This window comes from Variovorax palleresanus (assembly GCF_051144945.1).
Lineage (GTDB): Bacteria > Pseudomonadota > Gammaproteobacteria > Burkholderiales > Burkholderiaceae_C > Variovorax > Variovorax paradoxus_S.
This window is the reverse complement of record NZ_JBJNVP010000002.1, coordinates 4,627,856-4,649,539: the sequence shown is the minus strand read 5'-3', so window position 1 is coordinate 4,649,539 and position 21,684 is coordinate 4,627,856. Positions and strand designations below refer to the sequence as shown.

The following is a 21,684-nucleotide window of genomic DNA, read 5'->3' as shown; positions in this document are numbered from 1 at the left end:
AGACTTACTTCCATGGCAAGCGCCAATCCAGTTATTTCTTCAGAACGTGTCGAGGGAACATCCGTCTACAACGCGGCGGGAGACAAGCTCGGCAGCATCGACGATCTCATGATCGACAAGATCTCGGGCCAGGTCCGCTACGCCGTCTTGGAGTTCGGCGGCTTCCTCGGCATTGGCACCGACCGCTATCCCCTCCCCTGGTCCATGCTGAAGTACGACACTTCGCAGGACGGCTACGTAGTGCCGTTGACCAAGGAGCAGATCGACGGCGCGCCGCGCTATGCGAGCGACCGTGTGCCTGACTACGACGACAGGTACAGCGGGACCATCGACAAGTATTACGGGCTGTAGGAGGAAGCGGGCCGCAGGGTTGGGAGGACTGCGGCCGTCTTCTCTATACGCTGAAGCAGCCTGATCGTGCACTCCACCATCGCCCCCTTTTTAGGGTTGCACTTGCGACATGCCTATCCGGGAATTCAATTGTCCAAACGAGAAGCGGCCGCGACGATCTCTGTCTCGCTATCCGACAGGAACTGCTCAAACTCACGCACCCAACCGTCAAGGGCATGCTGAACACCCAGATCGTCCTCAGACAGTTGAATCTCGGCAAAGGGCCCGACCGCCAAGACCGTACCGTCGTCTTTGCAGGCATCTGACTCAATCTTCATCTGCTTGCCATCGCTCTGGACATCCACTGTGATAGCGACTTCTTCGTTACCGGCACCTCGTCGGAAGGCCAAGTAAGCTCTAAGTAGAAACGCATCGTTCTGGATACGCCCAAGATCGCAGATCAACGACGAGTCGATCTTCTCAAGTTTCTCCGAGAACGCTAACAGCGCCGCGTGAAGACGAAGCCACAAAGGTTCAACGATGGCCATCTTCATCCAATTCCTCATTTCTTAAAGATGCCAATCACGGCATCCATCAACCCTTGGGTCAACGGATGTACTTTCGTTTCGCCCCGGCTACTGATCCATCCTGGGCATCTGGCCGCCGATTTCTCTCATTGCTGCTGAGACGATTGCCGTTTGGCGCCATAGCATTCCGGTTCAACCGGTCAAATGGTCCTTTTCCTTGTGATTGAGAAGCGCCTTGATCGCTCTCGCATGCAAATTGAATACCACCGCCCCCAACAAGAAGCCCACAAAAAAATAGATGTGATAACTGTGCAATGGCATGTCGTGCGCCGACCAAATCCCGACCCCGATTGAGAACACCAGTGTTGGCAGTGCATATGCGCGCGTGGAAGTTCGCAGACTTCGGTACGCCAAGTACAGAAGCATTGCTCCACCTAGCAGTGCCGCGATGATGAATAGGTTTTCGCCACCCATGTATATCTGCTCCTTATCGCCTTACGGCCTTCGGAATTCGCTGATCGACCAAAGGCCAACCATGTTTTCCAAACCAATTATTAAAACCTCGCCACCCCCCCGTTCCTTCTCCGTACGTGCGCAAGATGACGTTGCCATTCGCATCGACGAACACATTCCGAAGGACGTACCCAGGTTCAAACATATGCCCCGGCATTGCGATGTTGAACACGCCATAGTTTTCCTCGTCCACGAAGTGCTCGACCTTATTGCCTCCGATGTCAGAGATGCCGCAACTGTTCACTCCGCCAGGAACAGGACCGGCAGGCGTCGGAAACTCTTTCACAGCCTTGAACACCGAGTCTCTTGTGCAGGTTGCCGAGAGCCTGCACACGACCATGTCAGTTTCATATTCGTGGTATCTAGGATTTGTCTTCCATGGGTTGTTAGGCCCGCTCATGCATGAGCTTGTATCTTTACCGCATAGCCCTAGTGGATCAGTATCACCCAGCGGGTTTTCGTTCACATATCCAAACCGGTTCCATCCTCCTTTAAGCCCGATCGGATCCGGCTGGCTGTACCGCCCGGTCCTCGCGTCGTAGCTGCGGAAGTAGTTGTAGAACAGCCCACTCTCCTCATCCGCATACTGCCCCGGATACCGAAGGTTGAACTTCACCTCCGACAGGCTGGTGGTGCCGGGGTTCGGCGTGATCTCGAGGTTGGCGAACCGATTCTTCGCAATCGTCGGCTTGTCCTCCCCGAACGCGCTGTAGCTCCACTGCCAGACGGGTTGTCCGTCGGCATTGCTGAGCTTGCGCGGCGTGTTCAGGTGGTCGCTGTGCACCGCATAGGTGGCGCCATTGATCACGGCCGCAATCGGCATCGGCCCGTTCGCCGTCGGCAGGTAGATGTAGCTGGCCTGCCCCGCGCTGTTGGCGCCTCCGCTGCCAGCCTCCGAGATCAGCGTGCCCTGCTCGTCGTAGACATAGGCATAGCCCAGCTGCTCGGCCTGGGTTGTGCTCGGGCTCCACAGCTTCGTGAAGAACGCGATCAGGCTCTGCATGAAGCCCGGGTCGGCCTCGTCGCCCTGGCTGGGCGGGTACAGCGGCTCGGTCTTGAACACCCGCTGGCCCAGCGCGTTGTGCGCGTAGCGCGTGGTCGGGCTCACGTCGGTGGCGCCGGTGGTGGCCGCGGCCAGGCGGCCCTCGGCGTCGTAGGTGTAGCTGCGCAGGCCGTCGCTCACGAGGTCGCCGTTGGCGTTGTAGCCGTAGGTGACGCTGGTGCTGCTGGCGCCGTTGATGTTCTGGGTGAAGCCGGTGAGCTGGTTGCTGGTGGCGCCCACGGTGTAGGTGCGGCTGGTGGTCTGGCCGTTGAGCACCCGAATGCTGGTAGCGCGGTTGCCATTGAAGTCGTAGGTGAACGCCGCTGTATCGCCGGAGGTATCGAATTGGCGTAAGCGACCGGTCGCACTGAAGAACGTGCTCCAACTGATGTTGCTGTTCGCAATGGTGCTGTGCGTCGGGTCACCATCACCAGGCCGATAAAGGTTTTGGGTCAGGCTACTGATTCGCCCTGCAGCATCGTAGACGTAGCTGCTGAACTCGGTGGCGGTCATGCGGCCCGCGGTGTCGTAGCTGCGGCTGGCCGCGAGGCCGGGGGAAGCAAAGGCCCAGCTCCAGGCGGTGGGCTGGCCCAGCGGGTTCCAGGCAATGCCGGTGACCAGCGGATTGCCGTTCAGGCTCAGGCCCGTGAGGCGGCCGGTGCTGTCGTAGCTGTGCGCGAGCAGCCCACCGCCGTTCGGGTAGCCGATGCTCGCCAGGGTGCCGTTAGGGTGGTAGCTGTAACTGACCTGCTGCACGCTGCCGTTCGCGAGAGTCTGCTTCTTCAGGGTGACCCGGCCGAAGGTGTCGCGGGTGTACTCGGTGGTGCCGCTGCGGTCGACGATCTCCGAGAGGTAGCCCTTGCTGTTGGCCGTGAGGTCGTAGCGCAGGGTGGTGGTCTTGCCGTCGGCGAAGACGAGGCCGGTGGGACGGCCCAGTGCATCGCGGGTGATGGTGGTCGCCTGACCCAAAGAATCGGTGGTCTGGCTGGGCAGGCCGAGGTTGTCGTACTGGGTACTGGTACTGCCGATGTCGGCGCTGGCCTCTGCGGTGGCATTGCCCTGGGCATCGCGTGCGTAGGTGGTGGCCACGCCCTTGAAGTCCTTGGCTTCGGTGACGGCGTCCAGGGCGTTGTACTTCACCGATGCGGTCGCACTATTGATCACATCGGTCACAGCCTTGACGCGGCGCAGGCCGTCCAGGCCGTACTGGGTGCTCTGGTTCAGGGCGTTGGTGGTGCGTGTGAGTTCGCCGTTGGCGTCGTAGCCGAAGGAACTCGCCTGGTTGGGGCCTTCGGTCTTCGCGGACAGCCGGTTGATGGTGTTGATGGTGCGCGCGGCGTTCCACGCGACATTGCCGGCGCTGTCCTTGATCTGCTCGGTGGTGCGGTTGCCCATGCCGTCCAGGGTGTAGAGCCCAGACTCGCCACGGTTGTTGCTCCAGCCGGTGAGGCGGTGGGCGGCGTCGTAGGTGTAGGTGAGCGCCAGGCCGGTGGGCAGCGTGATCGATTCGACGCTGCCGTAGGGCTTGTAGGTCAGGACCGTGGTCTGGCCGCCGGTGGTCTGGGTCAACAGGCGGTCGCGGGCATCGTAGGTGTAGGTGGTGGCCAGGCCATTGGGGGCCGTCGAACTCACGACGCGGTTGGCGCTGTCGTAGGTGTAGCTGGTGACGTGGCCCAGGGCGTTGGTCGATGTGAGGACGTTGCCCCGAGGGTCGTAGGTGTAGCTGGTGACGGCGCCGTTGGGCTCCGTCGCCGTGGCCACCAGTTGCTGGGCGTTGTAGGTCCACTGCCAGAGCTGGGCTTTGCTGGTGGCGGTGTCGGTGACCGTTCGCGTGAGCATGTTGCCCAAAGCGTCGTAGGTGTAGGCGGTGGTACGGCCGGACTCGGTGACCAACACCGGCAAAACGAAGGTCGCATGCCATTGGGTTGTGACGGTCTGCGCGTCGGGGGTGCCGGAGGCGTAGACCACGGTGGTCGGCAGGCGGCGCGTGACGTCCCAGGTGGTGGTCGTGACTACCCCCTTGAAGTCGGTCTGGGAGGTTATGAGGCCGTTGATGTCCTGCACGCGGCTGGCGGCATCGCTCTTGCCTTCGCCCGAGGGCAGCGAGCCTCCAGTGACGGCGAGCTTGCCCAGCGTGGTGCCATAGCTGTAGTTGCGGCTCGTGCCGAGCGGATCGACCACTGTGGCGGAACTTGAGGACGGATAGCTGACTTGATAACTGTCAACCGAGCCTGCGAGCTGGGTACTGATCGCACGGCCCGTGCTGTCATACGCGAACGTGCCCCAGCGGACACCGGCTTCATCAAAGATGCCGGTCAGCGCTTGGGGGAATGAAGCGTTCTCGTAGACGAAATTGCGGCCCTTGCCGTCGGGGTACACGACCGAGACCAGGCGACCGGTGCTGTCGTAGGCGTAGGCGATGACGCGCGCATCCGGGGTCGTGACGGTGGTCAACTGGCCCGCGCTGTTGTACGCAAGCGCGAGGGTGCGCCCGAATCCGTTTGTGACAGAGGCCAGTTGGCCGGCACCGTTGTAGGTGTAGACAGTGACCCAGCCGTTGCGATCCGCTACGGTCTGCAGCTTGCCGGAACCGTCGAAGCTGAGCGTGGTGTCGTCGTCGGCGCGGTGGTAGCTCCAGGTGCCCGAGGAGAGTTGCGTCAGGGTGTCGGCGCTGTTGCTGGCGATCCAGGTAGTGGCACCTGATGCTTTGCCGAAGGTGCGCACATACCCTTCGCCGGTGGTGATGGCGACGCCCAAGGGAGCAGTGCTGGGCGTAGCAACCAGCTTGGTGCTGAAGTTATGCGACCAGACTTGACCGAGTGGATTGCTGGTCCGGCTCGAATCACTGGCCCAGTTGCTGCGGTAGGTGCGCGTGAAGGACAAGGCCCCGGAGCTGGAGTCGGACCAGTCGGTTTCGAAGCGGTACTTCTCGGCCGTGGACGGCAAAATGGGGTTGCCTTCCAATCCGCCAGCCATGCACATGGCTGGCTGAGGAGCAGCCGGAAGGCAGGACGTTTGAGAGCCGTCCTCTTGAGTGCCATTTTTGCACTTGCAGCCACCAGTTACAGCGGTGCTATTTGCAGGGCATGCGCCACCACCGACCTTATAAAGCCCTACCTCCATCGGGCCTACATGGCTCACGTATTGTGTGTCTGCGTAGACAGTGCATTTGAAATCACCATAGTAATTCGGAGGTAGCGCGGCGGCACCTATGGACCCCGTGCCAAACACCCAACTGGGGAGCCGAGCTTGTTGCGCAGTCACATAGGCATCACAGGCAGCGCTAGCCGACGCAAAATTGTTCCCGACTGAATCAGGACTGCCATAGGCCCCGCCGTTATAGAACCAGACATCAGACGCCGGGATCAACGCCCAAGAGGACGCAGAAACCACACACAGCATCCACGCAGCGATCACGCGAAGAACATGAGCAATGCCGCCCAGTACCGCATTTGAAACCCTCATCGCCCGCTCCCTCATTTTTTTGCCTACATGTCAGAACATTGACGGTGGACTCTTTATGCGTACGTGATGGTCAATGTTTTGGCGTCCGGTCGATCACCCCTCAGGTGACATGCGCTGCCACGCAGCGCATTCCGTACAAGTTGTTTCAGATTAGCCGAAAGGCTGCAGCCAACCAACGACAGTTCAAAAGTCGTTCGCACTTCTCGGTCGAAATGAATATGAAAGTTCGCGGGTGCTGTTGTCGCGGCACGACTGTCCGGCCGTCCGCGCCTCTTCGATCAGCGCTCGAGCTACTGCTTTGACCAATCGCCGAGGGGTCTTCGAAGTTCCGATGTGAGCTTGACCGACGCGGTGGCCACCTTGTCGAGCGACACGCCGCTCAGGTCGGAGGCCAGCTTCAGCGACTCTCTCCTTGCCTCCCTTAAAGAGAGGCACCTTGTGATCAAGCTGGAAGCCTGCGGGGAAGTCGGTCAACGTGCGGCACATCGCGCATCGAAGATCTTTGCTCCACACCCTCAGGCGACGCTCCTGCGGCTTCCGGCCACGCATGCGGCTGTCGGTGTTGTCGTACCTAGCGGTCATGCCGAGCCTGGGCTTGAGGGTGGGAAGCTCATGGACTACCCGAGCCCAAACAACGTCAAAGCGTCGGCGCAAGTTGCCCACCGCTTCAGGTGATTACAAAACGTACAAACAGTGATAGGTTGTATGCACCCTTCACCACTGGCGCAAACACATGAAAACCATCCACCATCAGACACGCATAGCCTTTATCCTGGGTCTGGCTCTTTTCGTGGTCACTAATAGCCAAGCGAACACGAACTTCACAACAGACGCTGCGCTTCAAAGCTACAACAGCCGCACCTTCTTGCCTGACTCAGAAACCAGCGTATGGAGAAGTTCAATAGACTCGGTAATTGGCACATACGTCTACCAGAATGGGAGCGTACTCGATACCGCCGGTCGACCAACGGGATTGCCCACAACTGCAAAAAAGGTAGACCTAAAAAGCTCCTTCGTTTTTAAAAACAAGATCGAAGGTGAGTTTGAGTTGGAAGGCTCCATAGCTGGATTCCTGAAGGCCGGCAGAAGCAAATCCACTATGGATGAAATTATTGTTGAGGAAATCGTTTCGATCACTGATGACGCGGTGAATCTGGAATGGTGCCAACAAAATACACCCGCGTCATTTGGACCAACAACCCGCTATTGGTGTGTATCCGGAGTAACCCTCACCAAGGTTACCGTCAATCGATTCACCAAGGCAAAAAAGCTCGCCGAAGGCAATTATGGAATTGTCAACGCAAAAGGTACTTGGAAGAAAGATGACAGCGCCAGCGGCGAATACTATCGCGCGAACGTCTCACTTCGAGGGCCTTTTATGAACAAAATGCATGTGCCCGCAGTTCAGTTCTTGCCCCCAGCAGACGAAGTCACCATCAAAAATATGGTGTCGAGGGACAAATACTCTCTCCCAGGCTTTTCCTCAATAGCCGGGAAGAGGTCTACTGGGCGGGAATCTATTTCCACCGGACTGGAACGCGCAACCATTCCTATCAAATAACAACAGGTTTGATTGCCTTGACGCTAGAGTCTTTGACCTGGCGCGGCGCCCCGCCACTCTTCGGGTAGCCTCACACAGACGTGCTTTCTAAGCCTGTCCATTCCGCCCGCCGGTCCCGACGGACTTCCTGGTGGCCAACGGTTTGCCCACCGTCTGCTGGGGCCTGCACTACACGCAGCCAGGCGCACAACGTGCGCCAGCACGCCTTGATTCGGGAACGAGTCACAAAGAAATTCCAATGCCGGTGTTCGGACAGTTGCTCATTGGGCTTGCCTGTCAAAACGCGAAAAGCTCAAGCGATCAGTCTGCCCATGGAACACCTCAAAAATAAAGAAACCCGCCGAGTCCAAAGACTGGGCGGGTTCGCGTGGCGGGGAACGGTTTAGAGCAGATCTAATTGAGCGACCCTCGTCCCTTGAATCGTGATGGGCGGGCTTCCCGGCCTGGGCGACGGACCGGTGAACGAGAATTTCGTGTCGTCGATCTGCCCTGTCAGGCTGAGGTTGAACGAAGCGCCTGTGCCACCAAAGACATCCTTTGCGTTCGGAGTGTGCGCCTTCACTCGCAGTGTTGCCGTGGCACCGGCATCAGTGGCCGCGAATGTTCCAGAGTAGAGGTATTGGTTGTCGCCACCTCGGACTTTGCCATCCTCAACCGAAACTACGCCACCAGCTCCAGGCGCCAGAGCGCTGAACTGGACCTTGAAAAAACCAGAAACCGCCATGCTCTCTCCTCGGGTTGGGTGAAAACCTGAGGATAAGGGGTTCTACGGCCGGCAACAATTGCCGCACAGGCTGCGTCGCCTGTTGAGAATCTCTGGCGCTCTACTGCGCCCCTCTGCGCCACAAACTCAATATTTGCCTTGCGACAAGAAAGCGCGCCTCCAGCGGATTGACATTGAGACGAATCCGCAGCCGCCGCCTTCAACACTGGAGCCGCCAAAGAGCCAATGGCAATAAGTTCGCGAGCACTGTTGTCGCGGCACGACTGTCAAGCCGGCCGATGAACCAGGAACTCAGCTTTTGAATGCAGCCCAAGGCATGCGACAAAACGCCTCGTCGAGCGAAACGACATTGCCGTTGACCGTTAGCGACTCCCCGCTAAGCACGTTCTCCAATTCCGCACTTCCGAACCCCTCAGGCAGCACAACCTTCGTCCCCCGCCAAGCGCTCGCATCGGGAAGCATCGGTACCACACCATCCGCCCCAGTCGGCGCAATGCCGGCAAACAACCGCCCCGCCATCACCACCAGCGACCGCCCTTCGTGCCTCCGCGCAAAGGCCACCACATGCCGCGCCAGCGGCCCTTCGACCGCCAGTCCTTCATATCCGCCTTCACGAAAAAGCTCCGCGTTCTCGTGCCGCATCGACAGCATCCGCCAGATGAACCACAGCTTCGCGCCCCCGTCGTGCGGCGCCGCGGCGAGCGCCTGCACGCGCGCGGGAAGGTAGGTCTCGCCTGCCATCGCTTGAAGTTGGTCCAGCCGCCGGCTGCGCAGTTCATAGTCCACCGGCCGCCGGTTGTCGGGGTCGACCAGGCTCAGGTCGATAAGCTCGCTGCCTTGGTAGAGATCGGGCACGCCGGGCGAGGCGTACTTCAGCAGCGTGAGGGTCAAGCCGTTCCATGCGCCGAACCACGACAGGCGATCGGCCATGCGCTGGATGTTCGCAAGACACGCATCCGCTGAACGGCCCGAGAGAATCCTTTTCACCAGGTCTTCGAGCGCGGCTTCGTAGTTCGGGTCGGGCTGGGTCCAGCGCGTATGGAGCTTGGCTTCGCGCGCGGCCTTCTGCATGTACTGCCAGATGCGCGCGGCATACGCCGGCACTGCGGCCGCATCGAGGCCGCCGAAGGGCAAGGTGCCGAGCAGGGTCTGGTACAGCAGGTATTCGTCAGCGCGGGAAGGCGCAGCAGCCTCGTGCCCGCCATGGCAGAGCGCGTGCCAGCGCGCCAGCGCATCGCGCCACTCGCCGGGTATTTCGGAGAGCACGCCGATGCGGTTGCGCACGTCTTCCGAACGCTTGTTGTCGTGCGTCGAGGTCGCGAGCATGGTGTGCGGCCAGTGCAAAGCGCGGTCGGCGCTGAGCAGGTGAAACTCGGCAACGTCGAAGCCGAAATGGTCGGGCTCGCCGCCCACTTCGTTGAGCGAACTGAGTGGAAAGTAGCGATAGAACGAGGTGTCCTCCACACCCTTGGCCGCGACCGGCGCGCTGAACTGCTGAAAGCGCATGGCGAAGCGCCGCACGCGTTCGGCCAGCGCGGGTGTCGCATGCTCGGCCGCCTCGCCGCGCAACGCGCGTCGCACAAAGGCGAAGACGGAGCGGTCGGCATCGCGGCTCTGGTGCTCGGCCGACTCGGTGGCGGCGTCGATGAAATGCGCGTCTTGGGCGGACGGCGCCTCGACGATGTAAGTGCGGTACACGGGCATGCATGCCGCCACGCCCGTGAGCGCGCGGCGCAACGCATTGAGCGTGTAGTCGCGCGTGCTGCGGTCGGCCCTCGCAATCCTGAGCAGCTCGGTGGAGAGCACGTTCAGTTCCGACGACAGCGCATTGCGCATGACCTCGCGCTTGCTCGACCGGGCCACGGATTCGAAGTCCTGCGTCTCGCCCGTGAACTCATGCCACGTCTTCCGCAAGGCTGTGGCCGCGGCGGTGTCGACCAGCACGCCGTTGGCCACGTTGGCAAAGCGGTAGCCGGTGGTGCCGTGCACGTGCCATTCGACCGGCACTTCTTCTTCCGAGGCGGCGATCTTCTCGGCGACGACGTACAGCGGGCGCGGCGGCCGGCCGTCCGGGCCCATGGTGACCGGCAGCACGATGCCCGCGCGGCGCGCATACCCTTCCTGCAGTTGCCTGAAGTAGCGCGCGGGGTCGTACAGGCCATCGGGATGGTCGATGCGCAAGCCGTCCACCGCGCCAGCCGCCGCCAGGTCGAGCGCGAAGGATTGCGTGGCCTCGAACACCTCCTCGCGCTCCATGCGCACTGCCGCCAGGTCGTTGATGTCGAAGAAGCGCCGGTAGTTGATTTCGTCGGCCGCCACGCGCCAGTAGGCGAGCCGGTAGGCCTGCACGTCGATGAGCTTGTGCAGCTCGTCGCGTGCCTCCTGCGACGCAAGGTTGAGCTCGGCCACCGCAGCCAGCACGGCGCGCGCCAGCGACGGATGCGCCTCGGCCAGGTGCGCGAGGCGGGCCTTGAACAGTTCCTTGTCGCGCACGCGCTCCGTGCATTCGGAAGGCGTTTGTGCGTGGCGGCCGGGCAGGTGCCCGAAGGCGGTCGAGAGGCTCGCCAGTTGCGCGGTGAGCGCCGGGTCCTTCAGGTGCGGCAGCGCGCGCGCCAGCACCACGGGATAGGTTTCGGGCGCCAGCGGAAACCGGTGGTCGAAGTAGCGCAGCGCGAAGCTGCCCTCTGCCGTTTCGAAGTGCAGCACCAGCTCTCCGCTGGAAAGCACCTCACCGTAGTGGCCGCCAAGCACCGGCAGCAGCACCTTGCCGGCCAGCTCCTTGTTGAGCGGCTGCCAGTCGATGTCGAAGTGATGCGCGAACAGCGAGGCCGGGCCGTTCTCCAGCACGTCCATCCACCACGCGTTGTCGGCGCCGAGCACGCCCATGTGGTTGGGCACCATGTCGAGCAGCTGCCCCAGCCCGTTCGCTTGCAGCGCCTCGACGAAGCGCGCAAAGCCTTCGGCGCCGCCGAGCTCGGGGTTGATCTCGGCATGGGCCACCACGTCGTAGCCGTGCGTGCTGCCCGCGCGGGCCCGCTGGATCGGCGAGCAATACACGTGGCTCACGCCGAGTTGCGCCAGGTAAGGCAGCACGCGAATGGCGTCGTCGAAGCCAAAGCCCTTGTGAAACTGAAGTCGGTAGGTGGCCCGCGGCACGCGCGCCTGAAGCCGCAGCGGCGCCGGTTCCGCAGCCGCGCTGCGGCGCGGCCGTGCGGCGCGCAGGCGTTCGGTCAGGCCCCGCATGGTGTCGCCGGCCGCAAGTTCGTGCACGGTCGGCACCAGCTTGCGCCGCCAGTTGGGATGCGTGTCGGTGGTGCCGGGCATGTTGGCCTGCTCCACCTCGCCGGCCACGTCTTCGAGCTGGAACACCATCAGCGCCGACGGCGCCGCGGCAAGGTAGGCATGCGCGGCCTGCATGGTCCGCGGCGAAGGCGTGGCATGCGCGAGGGCCTGCGCGGCTTCGTCCTGCGACAGCAGGCCCGCCTCGCGCACGGCCAGCAGCAAGCGGATCCGCTCCTGGGCGCGGCCCAGCAGTTGCGCGTCGAACAGCCGCGGGTCGGGAAAGAGCCCGAGCGCCAGGCGCAGCCGAAGGTCATGGCCCGACCACCAGCCCGCCAGCGTGGCGAGATCGTGCGTGCTGATGGCGACCAGCGCGGCCGCCGGGTAGGTCTCGGGCGGCGTGAACCCGCCGTCGTGCTGCTTCTCGAAGTACAACAGGCGATAGGACAGCACATCGGCGCGCGCGAGCGCTTCGCGCATCGCGTCTTCCACCGTGCCCAGGTCTTCGCCCACCACCATGCAGCGATGGCGGTGGCTCTCGACCGCCACGATGGCCAGCATTTCTTCCACGGAGTAGCGCACGTAGGCACCGTCGTGCGCGGTGCGCCCCGGCGGAATCCAGAACAGGCGCATCAACCCCATCACGTGGTCGATGCGCAGCGCGCCCGCATGCCGCATGTTGGCGCGCAGCATCTGCACGAAGGGCTCGTAGTGATGGGAGCGAAGCCGGTCCGGGCGCAGCGGCGGCAGTCCCCAGTTCTGCCCGGCGGGGTTGAACTCGTCGGGCGGCGCGCCGATGCTGGCGCCGACCGCGAAGCAATGCTGCGCAGTCCACGCGTCCGACCCGCCGCGGTCCGCCGAGACGGCCAGGTCCAGGTAGAGCCCGATGCCCATGCCAAGTGCCGCGCAGCGTTCGCCAGCGCGCGCCAGCTGGCAATCGGCCACCCACTGCAGGTACTGGTGATATTGCAGGCGATCCGCGTGCTGCGCCTCGAAGGCCCGCACCTCGGGCGCATCGGCCTCGCGGTAGGCTTCGGGCCATGCGAGCCAGCCCCAGCACTGTGGATCGGCCGCGGCAAAGTGGGCCTGCAGCGCTTCGAAAAGCGCGTGCTGACGAAGCGGCTCGCCTTGCGCCGAGACGAAGGCGAGGAAGGCCTTGCCTCTTTCGTCGGGCGCACCGGCCTGCGGCAGATGGCGCGAGCGAAAGTGCTCGAACAGCAGCTCCAGCACTTCGAACTTTGCGGCTGCCACGCCGGCATGGTCGACCAGCGGCGCAGCCCGCAGCGCCGCGAGCCGGCCCTGGAACTCGGGCGACTCCACACGCCGGCGCGCGGCCTCGCAGTGCGCAAAATCGTCGGCCGCCTCGACGTCGATGTACAGCACGTTGAGCCACTGCCGCGACGACGGGCTGTAGGGGCTGGCACGCAGCGGGTCGGTCGGAAACAGCGCATGCAGCGGATTCAGCCCGACCACATCGGCGCCCTGCCCGGCCATGTCGTCGATCAACGCCTCCAGATCGCCAAAATCGCCCATGCCCCAGTTGCGCTGCGAACGCAGCGCGTACAGCTGCACCGCCGGCCCCCAGACGCGGCCGCCATCGCGCACCGCGGGCGGCCGGTAGCAGCGGCCGGGCGAAGCGACGACCAGGGTTCGGCCCACCAGTCCGTCGATGTGCAGCCAGTGATAGCCAGGCGCGAGCGGCTCCGCCAACTGCAGCGTGCAGCTGCCATGCGGCCACGGCTCTGCGTCGGCGTCGCCCTGGCGCGAGCGCCCGTCCTCGTCGCTCAACCGCCAGTGGAGCCTGCCGGAGAGATGCGGCAGCTGCAGCGACCAGTGCGGCGTGTGCGCCTCCACCACCAGCACCGGCGGCATGGCGGGCACGGGCGACGAGCCGGCTGCATCCGTTTCAACAGCACCCGCCTCCACGCCGAACTCGGCCAGCAGCGCGGCCAGGCTCTCGGGCGTGGCGTGGCGCTGCGTTCCAAACGCGTCGACGTAGGTTGGCGAAATGCCGTGGTGCCGACACAGGCGCTCCAGCACGTCGTGAGACCAATGACCCGGATCAGCCACCGGTGCTGCCCTCCATCTCCTCGATCTCCTCCATCTCCTCCAGCGTCGCACGCACCGCGCCGCGCTCGAGCCGCAGGCGCTCCCCGTCGGCTGCGGCACCCGCGCTGTAGATCACCGCGCCGGGCGGCACCGCGGCTTGCAGAGCTTGCTGCGCGCCAAAGTTGGCGATCAGATGAAGGCGCCTGCCCGCCAGCTCCCATTCGACTCGAATGACGCCCTCCTCGCAGCGATGGCTTCCCGCGCGGCGAGCGCCCGCGAAGTGCGGCACCAAAAGGCGCCGGCGCACGTCGAGCAATTTCTGCACCTCGCACAAGCGCGCGAAGTGCGGCTGCGTGCCGCGCTCGCGCCACCGGAGCTTCGAGGCAAGAAAGGTCTCGTTGGCATTGGGATCGGGAATGCGCGCGCGAGCCGCCTCATCGGCAAAGGCCGCAAAGCCACCGAACTCCGCGCGGCGCCCCTCGGCCACGGCCGACGCAAGCTCGGGACCGAAATCGCAAAAATAAAGAAACGGCGAGGAGGCCGCGAACTCGTCCCCCATGAAGAACATGGGCACGTGCGGCGACAAGAGCAGGCAGGCGAACGCGGCGCGCACCAGCACAGGGTCGCCCAGCGCATGAATGCGCTCGCCGAAGGCGCGGTTGCCGACCTGGTCGTGGGTCTGCAGGTAAGACACGAAGGCCGCAGGCGGCAGCTGCGTGCTGGGTTCGCCCCGCGGTTCTCCGCCGCGAAATGCCGACGGCTGCCCCTGGTAGATGAAGCCCTCGGCCAGCGCGCGCGCAAAGCCGGCCGGCGGGTCGTCGGCATAGTCCGCGTAGTAGCCGTCGTGCTCGCCGGTGGCCAGCGTGTGCACGGCATGGTGAAGGTCGTCGTTCCACTGCGCGGTGCCCGCAATGGGCAGGCCGCTGCCATCGCGCGCGAGCAACGAGGCCTGGTTGGCATCGTTCTCCAGCACCAGGTGCACATGCCTATCGCGCGCCGGCCCGGCGTTCAGCGCCTCGCGGATCTCCTGCACGATGTGCTTGGGAGACGTATCGCGAATGGCGTGGATGGCATCCATGCGCAGGCCGTCGAGGTGAAATTCTTCCACCCAGTAGAGCGCGTTGTGAATGAAGAAGTCGCGCACCGTGCGCGAACCGGGGCCGTCGAAGTTGATGGCCGAGCCCCAGGGCGTGCGCTCCGCCGCGTTGAAGAACTCAGGGCAGCACGCATGCAGGTAGTTGCCCTCCGGCCCGAAGTGGTTGTAGACCACGTCGAGCAGCACCATGAGCCCCAGCGCATGCGCGGCGGCGACCAGCGCCTTGAGATCGTCCGGCGTCCCATAGCTGGCATCGGGCGCAAACTGCAGCACACCGTCGTAGCCCCAGTTGCGCGCACCCGGAAAATCCGCGAGGGGCATGAGCTCGACGGCGGTGATGCCAAGCTCCGCCAGTTCGCCAAGCCGCTCGCGCGCGGCCTTGAAAGTGCCTTCCTCGGTGAAGGTGCCCACGTGCAGCTCATACACCACGGCCTCATGCCAGGGGCGGCCGCGCCAGGCCGCGTCGGTCCATTCGAAGCGGCCCGGATCGACGACCTGGCTCGGCTTGTGCACGTCTTGCGGATTGAAGCGCGAAGCCGGGTCGGGCATGGTGGTGCCGTCGGGCAGGCGGTAGGCATAGCTGTCGCCGTGGCGCGCATCGGCGAGCGTGAGGCGGTGCCAGCCATCGGCACTGCGCTGCATGGCGTGCGATGCGGTCGCCGCGCCGGCCGGCGTGTGCAGCAGCACGATGCTGTCGGCCGAGGGCGCCCAGAGCGCAAAGTCGACCCCGCCGCCGTGCACCGCGACACCGAAGGGCATCTCATGAACCCGGCTCATGGCCGCACGTCCGGCCGGCTCAGCACCACGAGCGAGCGGCATTGCAGCGGATAGGCGGGCTCCGACCAGGCGGGTGCGAGCGCGGCCACGTCCTCGATGGCAGGTGGCGGCGTGCCGCTGGCGGTGTCGAGCAGCAACCGCCACGCACCATATCGTGCGGCCGGCAGCGTGAATGAAATCTCGTCGTGGTGCGCGTTGAACAGCACCAGAAAATCGTCGTCGTGCTGCGACTCGCCCCGCGGCCCGCGGTCGGCAATGCCGCCGCCGGACATATACATCGCAATGCACCGGGCGTTGGTGTCGCTCCAGTCTTCGGGGCGCATCTCGGCACCGTCGGGCTTGAGCCAGACCACGTCGGTCACGCTCTCGGCCTCGGAGGGCTTGCCGGCAAAGAAGCTGCGCCGCCGGAACGAGGGGTGGGCACGGCGCAGCGCGATGGTGCGCTCCACGAAGGTGATCAGCGCCTGGCGCTCCGGGGTCGGCGTCCAGTCGATCCAGCTGATGTCGTTGTCCTGGCAATAGGCGTTGTTGTTGCCGTTTTGCGTATGGCCGCGCTCGTCGCCGGCCAGCAGCATCGGCACGCCTTGCGACAGCAGCAGCGTGGCCAGCAGGTTGCGCTTCTGGCGCTCGCGCAGGCCTTCTATCTCCGGGTCCGTGGTCGGCCCTTCGGCGCCGCAGTTCCAGGAGATGTTGTGGCTGTTTCCGTCGCGGTTGTCTTCGCCGTTGGCCTCGTTGTGCTTCTCGTTGTAGGAGACCAGGTCGTTGAGCGTGAAGCCGTCGTGCGCGGTGATGAAGTTGATGCTCGCGTTGGGCCGCTTGCCCGACCAGCCGTACAGGTCTTCCGAGCCGGAGATCCGCTTGCCGACCTCGCCGATCACGCCCGCATCGCCCTTCCAGAAACCGCGCATGCCGTCGCGGTAGCGGTCGTTCCACTCGGCCCAGCCAAGCGGAAAGTTGCCTACCTGATAGCCGCCGTGCCCCAGGTCCCAGGGCTCGGCGATGAGCTTGACGCGGTTGAGCGTCGGGTCCTGACGAATGGCGTCGAAGAAACCGCCCAGGTTCTCGACCTTGCCCGATTCGCGTGCGAGTGCCGAGGCCAGGTCGAAGCGGAAACCGTCGACGTGCATCTCCTCGGCCCAGTAGCGCAGCGAATCCATCACCAGCTGCAGGGCATGCGGATGCTCGAGATTCACGGTGTTGCCGCAGCCCGTGAAGTCGTCGTAGTAGCGACGGCGCTCGGCGTTGACGATGTAGTAGGAGGCGTTGTCCACGCCGCGCATCGAGAGCGTGGGCCCGAGCTGGTTGCCTTCGCAGGTGTGGTTGTAGACCACGTCGAGGATCACCTCGATGCCTGCCGAGTGCAGGGTCTTCACCATGGTCTTGAATTCCTTCACCTTGCCCGAGGCGCTGTAGCGTGTCTCGGGGGCAAAGTAGGCCAGCGAGTTGTAGCCCCAGTAGTTCTGCAGGCCCTTCTCGGCCAGGTGCCGGTCGTTCAAGAAGCTGTGCACCGGCAGCAGCTCGATGGTGGTCACGCCCAGGCGCTTCAGGTAGTCGACCACAGGCGCGCAGCACAGGCCGCCGTAGGTGCCGCGCAGCTCGGGCGGAACCTCGGGGTGGCGCATGGTGAAGCCGCGCACGTGCAGCTCGTAGATCACCATGTCCTGCCAGGGCACCGACGGCCGGTGGTCGTCGCCCCAGGTGAAGGCGGGCTCCAGCACGCGGCCCTTGGGCACCAGCGGCGCGCTGTCGCGGCGGTCGAACGACAGGTCTTCGCGCTTGCTGCCCACCGTGTAGCCGTAGAGCGCATCGCCCCAGCGCAGCTCGCCGACAAGGTCTTTGGCGTAGGGGTCGACCAGCAGCTTGTGCGCATTGAAGCGGTGACCCTCCTCCGGCTTGTAGGGGCCGTGCACGCGGTAGCCGTAGGCCTGCCCCGGTCGTGCCTCGGGCAGGTAGCAGTGCCACACGCCGTCGGTGCGCTCCCGGATCGGGATGCGCTGGATCTCATGGCGGCCCTTCTCGTCGAAAAGACACAGCTCCACGCCGTGTGCGTGCTGGGAAAAAAGCGCGAAATTCACGCCTTCCCCGTCCCAGTTGGCGCCGCGCGGATACGGCCGCCCCGGCCAGACGGCCGTGATCGAGTTGCGTGGGCTGCGTGTCATGAATATCAGCGCGGCGGGCGATCGTCGTGCGGGCTGCTCCTCGGCGGACTGTGATCCCTGGGCAGGCTGCTGTCCTTCGGCTGACGCGGCCACCAGCGTTCGATCTGCTCCGCCGCCCAGTCCTTGCCCGCCAGGCCGAAGGCCAGCGCCAACGCAAACACCACGCCGGCCAGCACCACCAGGAAGCTTTCGCGCACGATGTCGCCACCCACCTTGACCTGGTCGAGCGCAATCAGGATCACGAAGGCCATGACCGCATAACGCGCGACCTGCCCCAGCAGCACGGCATCGCGCAGCTGGGCGCCGCGAAAGTAGCTCGACACCGCCTCGCCCACGAAGCGGGCGAAGTACGAGCCGAAGGCCAGCACCAGCAAGGCCACGAAGAGATTCGGCACGAACCACACCACGCGCCCGAGCAGGTCGGCAATGTAGCTCAGGCCCAGGCCGTTGAACGCTATCAGCAGCGCCGCAAGAATGACCAGCCAGTAGGCCAGCACGCCGAACAGGCTGCTGGTGTCGCCGGGCCATCCGCCCTGGCGCAGGAAGTTGTCCAGCCCGGCGCGCTCGGTCAGCACGTTGAAATTGATGGCGCGCAGCGCCTTGGTCACCGCAAAACGCACCGTCTTGGCGATGAGCCAGCCGGCCAGCACCACGACCAGCGCAATGGCCAGGCGGGGCACGAAGGCTCCAACCTGGTAGAGCATTGCGTTCAGCGGCTCCAGGTGAATGCCAAATCTGTCCATGTTTCTCTCCGGTGCGTGATTGCGGTTGCGAGTGCGGTTGCGGTGGCGGACGAAAGCGGCAGATGCGATGCAAGCATCAACCGGGCCGCTCGGCCTGCAGGATCGCGAGCACGCCGTTCAAGGGCACCTGCGCCCAGTCGGCGCGGTTGTTGAGCTCGTAGCGAAGCTCGTACAGCGCCTTCTCGAGCTCGAACAGCGCGAGCAGTTCGGAGTCGATGCGCGCCGCGCCGCCCTCCGTGCCAAACGCTTCCGTGTAGCCGTCCATGAAGGCCTGGCGCGCGGCCTGCTCCCAGCCGGCGGCGGGGGGCGCCAGATAGGCGGCCTCTTCCGCGCTTTGCGCCACGCGCCTGAGGGCCGACCAGCGCGCGTAGTTGAACGAGCGCAGCATGCCGGCCACGTCGCGCAGCGGCGAGCCCTTGGCCCGGCGTTCGTCGAAGCCGCGGGCCGGCTCGCCCTCGAAATCGATGATGACGAAATCGTTGTCGCGCAGCAGCACCTGGCCCAGATGGAAATCGCCGTGGTAGCGGCTCTTGATGCCGCCCTGTGCTTGCGGCTTGCGCGCATCGACCGACGCCTGCAGCGCGTCTTCCATGGCAAGCAGGGCCTCGGCATCGGGTTGCGCCGCCGCGGGCAGCTGGCCCAGCCTTTCGCGCAGCAGCGCCAGCGTGGCGGTGGCATCGGCGCGGGCCTGCGCCGTGTAGCGCGCGATGTCGTCGGCCAGCAGCGGCTCGGGGTCGAACGCCGCCGCGCCGGTGCGTATTGCCAGCGCCTGGTGCAGCTCGGCGGTGCGCCGGCCCAGCGTGGCCATGAGCGCGAGGAAGCCGCCGTGGGCCGCGATGGGGTCCGGCAGCGCGCCGCTGGTGGTGGCAAAGTCGCGCAGGAAGCGCTCCAGGTAGCCCAGCGTGTGGTCCCAGCCGTCGCCCTGGTTGGACACATACGACTGCACCATCGCCAGCGTCATGGTGCGGCCGTCGTTGCCGGTGTATTCGAGCGCGCCCAGCACCGGCACGCAGTGCGGGTACCTTGCCACCTCGGTCAGGAAGCGGCCCATTTCGAGCTCGGGGTTGAGGCCTTCGCGCAGGTGCCGGTAGCCCTTGAGGAACAGGGTTTCGTCGAGCGTGACCACGGTGTTGCTGCTCACGCCGCTCGGCCGCCCGACCGGCAGGCTCGCGATGTCGGGGTCGATCGCGGCAAAGGCGGCCGTCGCGCGGAACCGCATCCGCCCGTTCGCGGTTTCCAGTTCCATGCCGCTGCGGATCGCCTGCAACAGCGCGCGGCAAAAAGCCTCGTCGTAGAACGCATCGCCCATCAGGCCGACCTGCGCCTGCTGCCGCACCTTGGCGAGCGCCGCCTGCGCGACACCGGCCATGCGCTCTTCGTCGCGCTCTTCCCAGGCCAGCGCCAGCGGCATGAAATAGGTGGCGCCGCCGGGCGGACCGTCGAGTTCGAGCAGGGGCAGCATCCAGCTCAGCGGGCCCGCTTCCCAGATCACGTGGTCGGCCAGCCGAGCGCGTTCGATGGTGGTGCCCTTCGATGCATACCAGCGCTGGATCTCGATGTGGCGCGGCAGCGTCTCCAGTTCGAACTGGTTGCGCATGCGCTCCGACATGCCGATGCGCCACGGCATCACGCGGTCGCGGAAGAAGCTGGTCCAGCCGTCGAACAGCACCAGCGTGGGCCACTCCTGGAGCGCCACGCCCTCCTGGTGCCAGCTGGGCATCTCGGCGTCGGACGTGAGCCGGAACCAGTAGAAGCCGTACGAGGCCAGCGTGAGCAGGTACGGCAGTTCGCCGATGGGCGGAAACGGCGCGCGGCCCAGCATCTCGATGGGCACGCGGCCCTTGAAGGCCGAGAGGTCGAGCTCCACCGGCTGCGCGGCGCGCGAGAGGTTGAACACCGTCAGGATGATGTCGTCGCCGTATTCGCTCAGGTAGGCCAGGATCTTGCGGTTGCCCGGCTTCAGGAAGCGGCGCTTGCCGCGGCCGAAGGCATGGCTGGTCTTGCGAACCGCCAGCATGCGCTTGGTCCAGTTGAGCAGCGAGCTGCTGTCGCGCGCCTGCGCCTCCACGTTGAGCGCCTCGTAGCCGAACATCGGGTCCATGATGGGCTGCAGGTACAGGCGCTGCGGGTCGGCGCGCGAGAAGCCGGCGTTGCGGTCGGGGCTCCACTGCATGGGCGTGCGCACGCCGTTGCGGTCGCCCACGAACACGTTGTCGCCCATGCCGATCTCGTCGCCGTAGTAGATGATGGGCGAGCCCGGCATCGACAGCAGCATGCCGTTCATGAGCTTCACGCGGTCGATGTCGTTTTCCATCAGCGGCGCCAGGCGCCGGCGGATGCCCAGGTTGATGCGCGCGCGCATGTCGGCGGCATACATGGTGTACATGTAGTCGCGCTCCTTGCTGGTCACCATCTCGAGCGTGAGCTCGTCGTGGTTGCGCAGAAAAATCGCCCACTGGCAGCCCTCGGGAATGTCCGGCGTCTGCTGCATGATCTCGACGATGGGGTGCCGGTCTTCCTGCGCAATGGCCATGTACATGCGCGGCATCAGCGGAAAGTGGTACGCCATGTGGCACTCGTCGCCATCGCCGAAGTATTCGCGCACGTCCTCCGGCCACATGTTGGCTTCGGCCAGCAGAAAGCGGTTCTTGTACTGCGCATCGATGGCGGCACGCACCTTCTTGATCACCGCGTGGGTCTCGGGCAGGTTCTCGTTGCTGGTGCCGTCGCGCTCCACCAGGTAGGGAATGGCGTCCAGGCGGAAGCCGTCCACGCCCATGTCGAGCCAGAAGCGCATCACCTTGAAGATGGCCTCCAGCACGGCCGGGTTGTCGAAGTTCAGGTCCGGCTGGTGGCTGAAGAAGCGGTGCCAGTAGTAGGCCTTGGCCACCGGGTCCCAGGCCCAGTTCGAGGTCTCCGTGTCGGTGAAGATGATGCGCGTGCCCTGGTAGATCTGGTCGGTGTCGCTCCACACGTAGAAGTCGCGCTCGGGCGAGCCCGCCGGCGCGCGGCGCGCAGCCTGGAACCAGGGGTGGTCGCTCGAGGTGTGGTTGATGACCAGCTCGGTGATCACGCGCAGCCCGCGCTCGTGCGCGGCGTCGAGCATCTCGCGAAAGTCGTCGAGCGTGCCGTACTGCGGGTTCACGTCTTCATAGGCCGCAATGTCGTAGCCGTCGTCGCGCAGCGGCGAGGGATAGAACGGCATCAGCCAGATGGTGTTGACGCCCAGTTCCTTCACGTAGTCGAGCTTGGCCGTCACGCCCTTGAAGTCGCCCATGCCGTCGTTGTTCGAGTCGAAGAACGCCTTGACGTTGAGCTGGTAGATGACCGCGTCGCGGTACCACAGCGGATCGTCGCTGATGTCGATCTCGACCGTTTCAAGCGCAATGTGGGATACGGGGGCGTTCATGGGCGCGGCC

At 64.6% G+C, this 21,684-nt stretch carries 11 protein-coding genes; 2 read left to right on the top strand and 9 right to left on the bottom strand.

Annotation, left to right across the window (positions count from 1 at the left end; genetic code table 11):
* The first annotated feature begins 12 nt into the window (after positions 1–12).
* On the top strand, positions 13–351 hold the full coding sequence (locus ACJ7Z0_RS25645; RefSeq protein WP_434792086.1) for a PRC-barrel domain-containing protein: 339 nt from the start codon (positions 13–15) through the stop codon (positions 349–351).
* Positions 352–476: 125 nt separating this feature from the next.
* Here ACJ7Z0_RS25645 and ACJ7Z0_RS25640 read toward each other — a convergent pair whose 3' ends face one another.
* From ACJ7Z0_RS25640 to ACJ7Z0_RS25630, 3 genes are all read right to left on the bottom strand, one after another.
* Positions 477–884, bottom strand: a complete 408-nt coding sequence (locus ACJ7Z0_RS25640; protein WP_434792085.1) for a hypothetical protein — start codon at positions 882–884, stop codon at positions 477–479.
* 165 nt (positions 885–1,049) lie between these two features.
* Positions 1,050–1,331 carry a hypothetical protein gene (locus ACJ7Z0_RS25635; RefSeq protein ID WP_434792084.1) on the bottom strand — a complete coding sequence of 94 codons (282 nt, stop codon included), beginning with the start codon at positions 1,329–1,331 and terminating at the stop codon, positions 1,050–1,052.
* A gap of 13 nt (positions 1,332–1,344) precedes the next feature.
* Positions 1,345–5,388: an RHS repeat-associated core domain-containing protein gene (locus ACJ7Z0_RS25630; RefSeq protein WP_434792083.1), complete on the bottom strand. Its 4,044-nt coding sequence runs from the start codon at positions 5,386–5,388 to the stop codon at positions 1,345–1,347.
* Between the two features lie 1,222 nt (positions 5,389–6,610).
* Here ACJ7Z0_RS25630 and ACJ7Z0_RS25625 point away from each other — a divergent pair.
* Positions 6,611–7,438: a hypothetical protein gene (locus tag ACJ7Z0_RS25625; protein ID WP_434792082.1), complete on the top strand. Its 828-nt coding sequence runs from the start codon at positions 6,611–6,613 to the stop codon at positions 7,436–7,438.
* A gap of 382 nt (positions 7,439–7,820) precedes the next feature.
* Here ACJ7Z0_RS25625 and ACJ7Z0_RS25620 read toward each other — a convergent pair whose 3' ends face one another.
* The 6 genes from ACJ7Z0_RS25620 to treS form a co-directional block, all read right to left on the bottom strand.
* Positions 7,821–8,162, bottom strand: a complete 342-nt coding sequence (locus tag ACJ7Z0_RS25620; RefSeq protein WP_434792081.1) for a GrlR family regulatory protein — start codon at positions 8,160–8,162, stop codon at positions 7,821–7,823.
* A 291-nt stretch (positions 8,163–8,453) separates the two neighbouring features.
* Positions 8,454–13,511, bottom strand: coding sequence for a malto-oligosyltrehalose synthase (locus ACJ7Z0_RS25615; protein WP_434792080.1), 5,058 nt, complete (start codon positions 13,509–13,511; stop codon positions 8,454–8,456).
* Entirely contained in the window at positions 13,504–15,363 is a 1,860-nt protein-coding gene (gene treZ, locus ACJ7Z0_RS25610; protein ID WP_434792079.1) for a malto-oligosyltrehalose trehalohydrolase, read from the bottom strand. Before treZ ends, ACJ7Z0_RS25615 begins: the two co-directional genes overlap by 8 nt.
* A complete protein-coding gene (gene glgX / locus ACJ7Z0_RS25605) occupies positions 15,360–17,522 on the bottom strand; it encodes a glycogen debranching protein GlgX (protein ID WP_434792078.1) in 2,163 nt (720 codons plus the stop codon). The genes treZ and glgX overlap by 4 nt, the downstream gene beginning before the upstream one ends.
* A 5-nt stretch (positions 17,523–17,527) precedes the next feature.
* Positions 17,528–18,265, bottom strand: coding sequence for a mechanosensitive ion channel family protein (locus ACJ7Z0_RS25600; protein WP_434792077.1), 738 nt, complete (start codon positions 18,263–18,265; stop codon positions 17,528–17,530).
* Between the two features lie 76 nt (positions 18,266–18,341).
* Positions 18,342–21,674, bottom strand: a complete 3,333-nt coding sequence (gene treS, locus ACJ7Z0_RS25595) for a maltose alpha-D-glucosyltransferase (RefSeq protein WP_434792076.1) — start codon at positions 21,672–21,674, stop codon at positions 18,342–18,344.
* Positions 21,675–21,684: the final 10 nt, after the last annotated feature.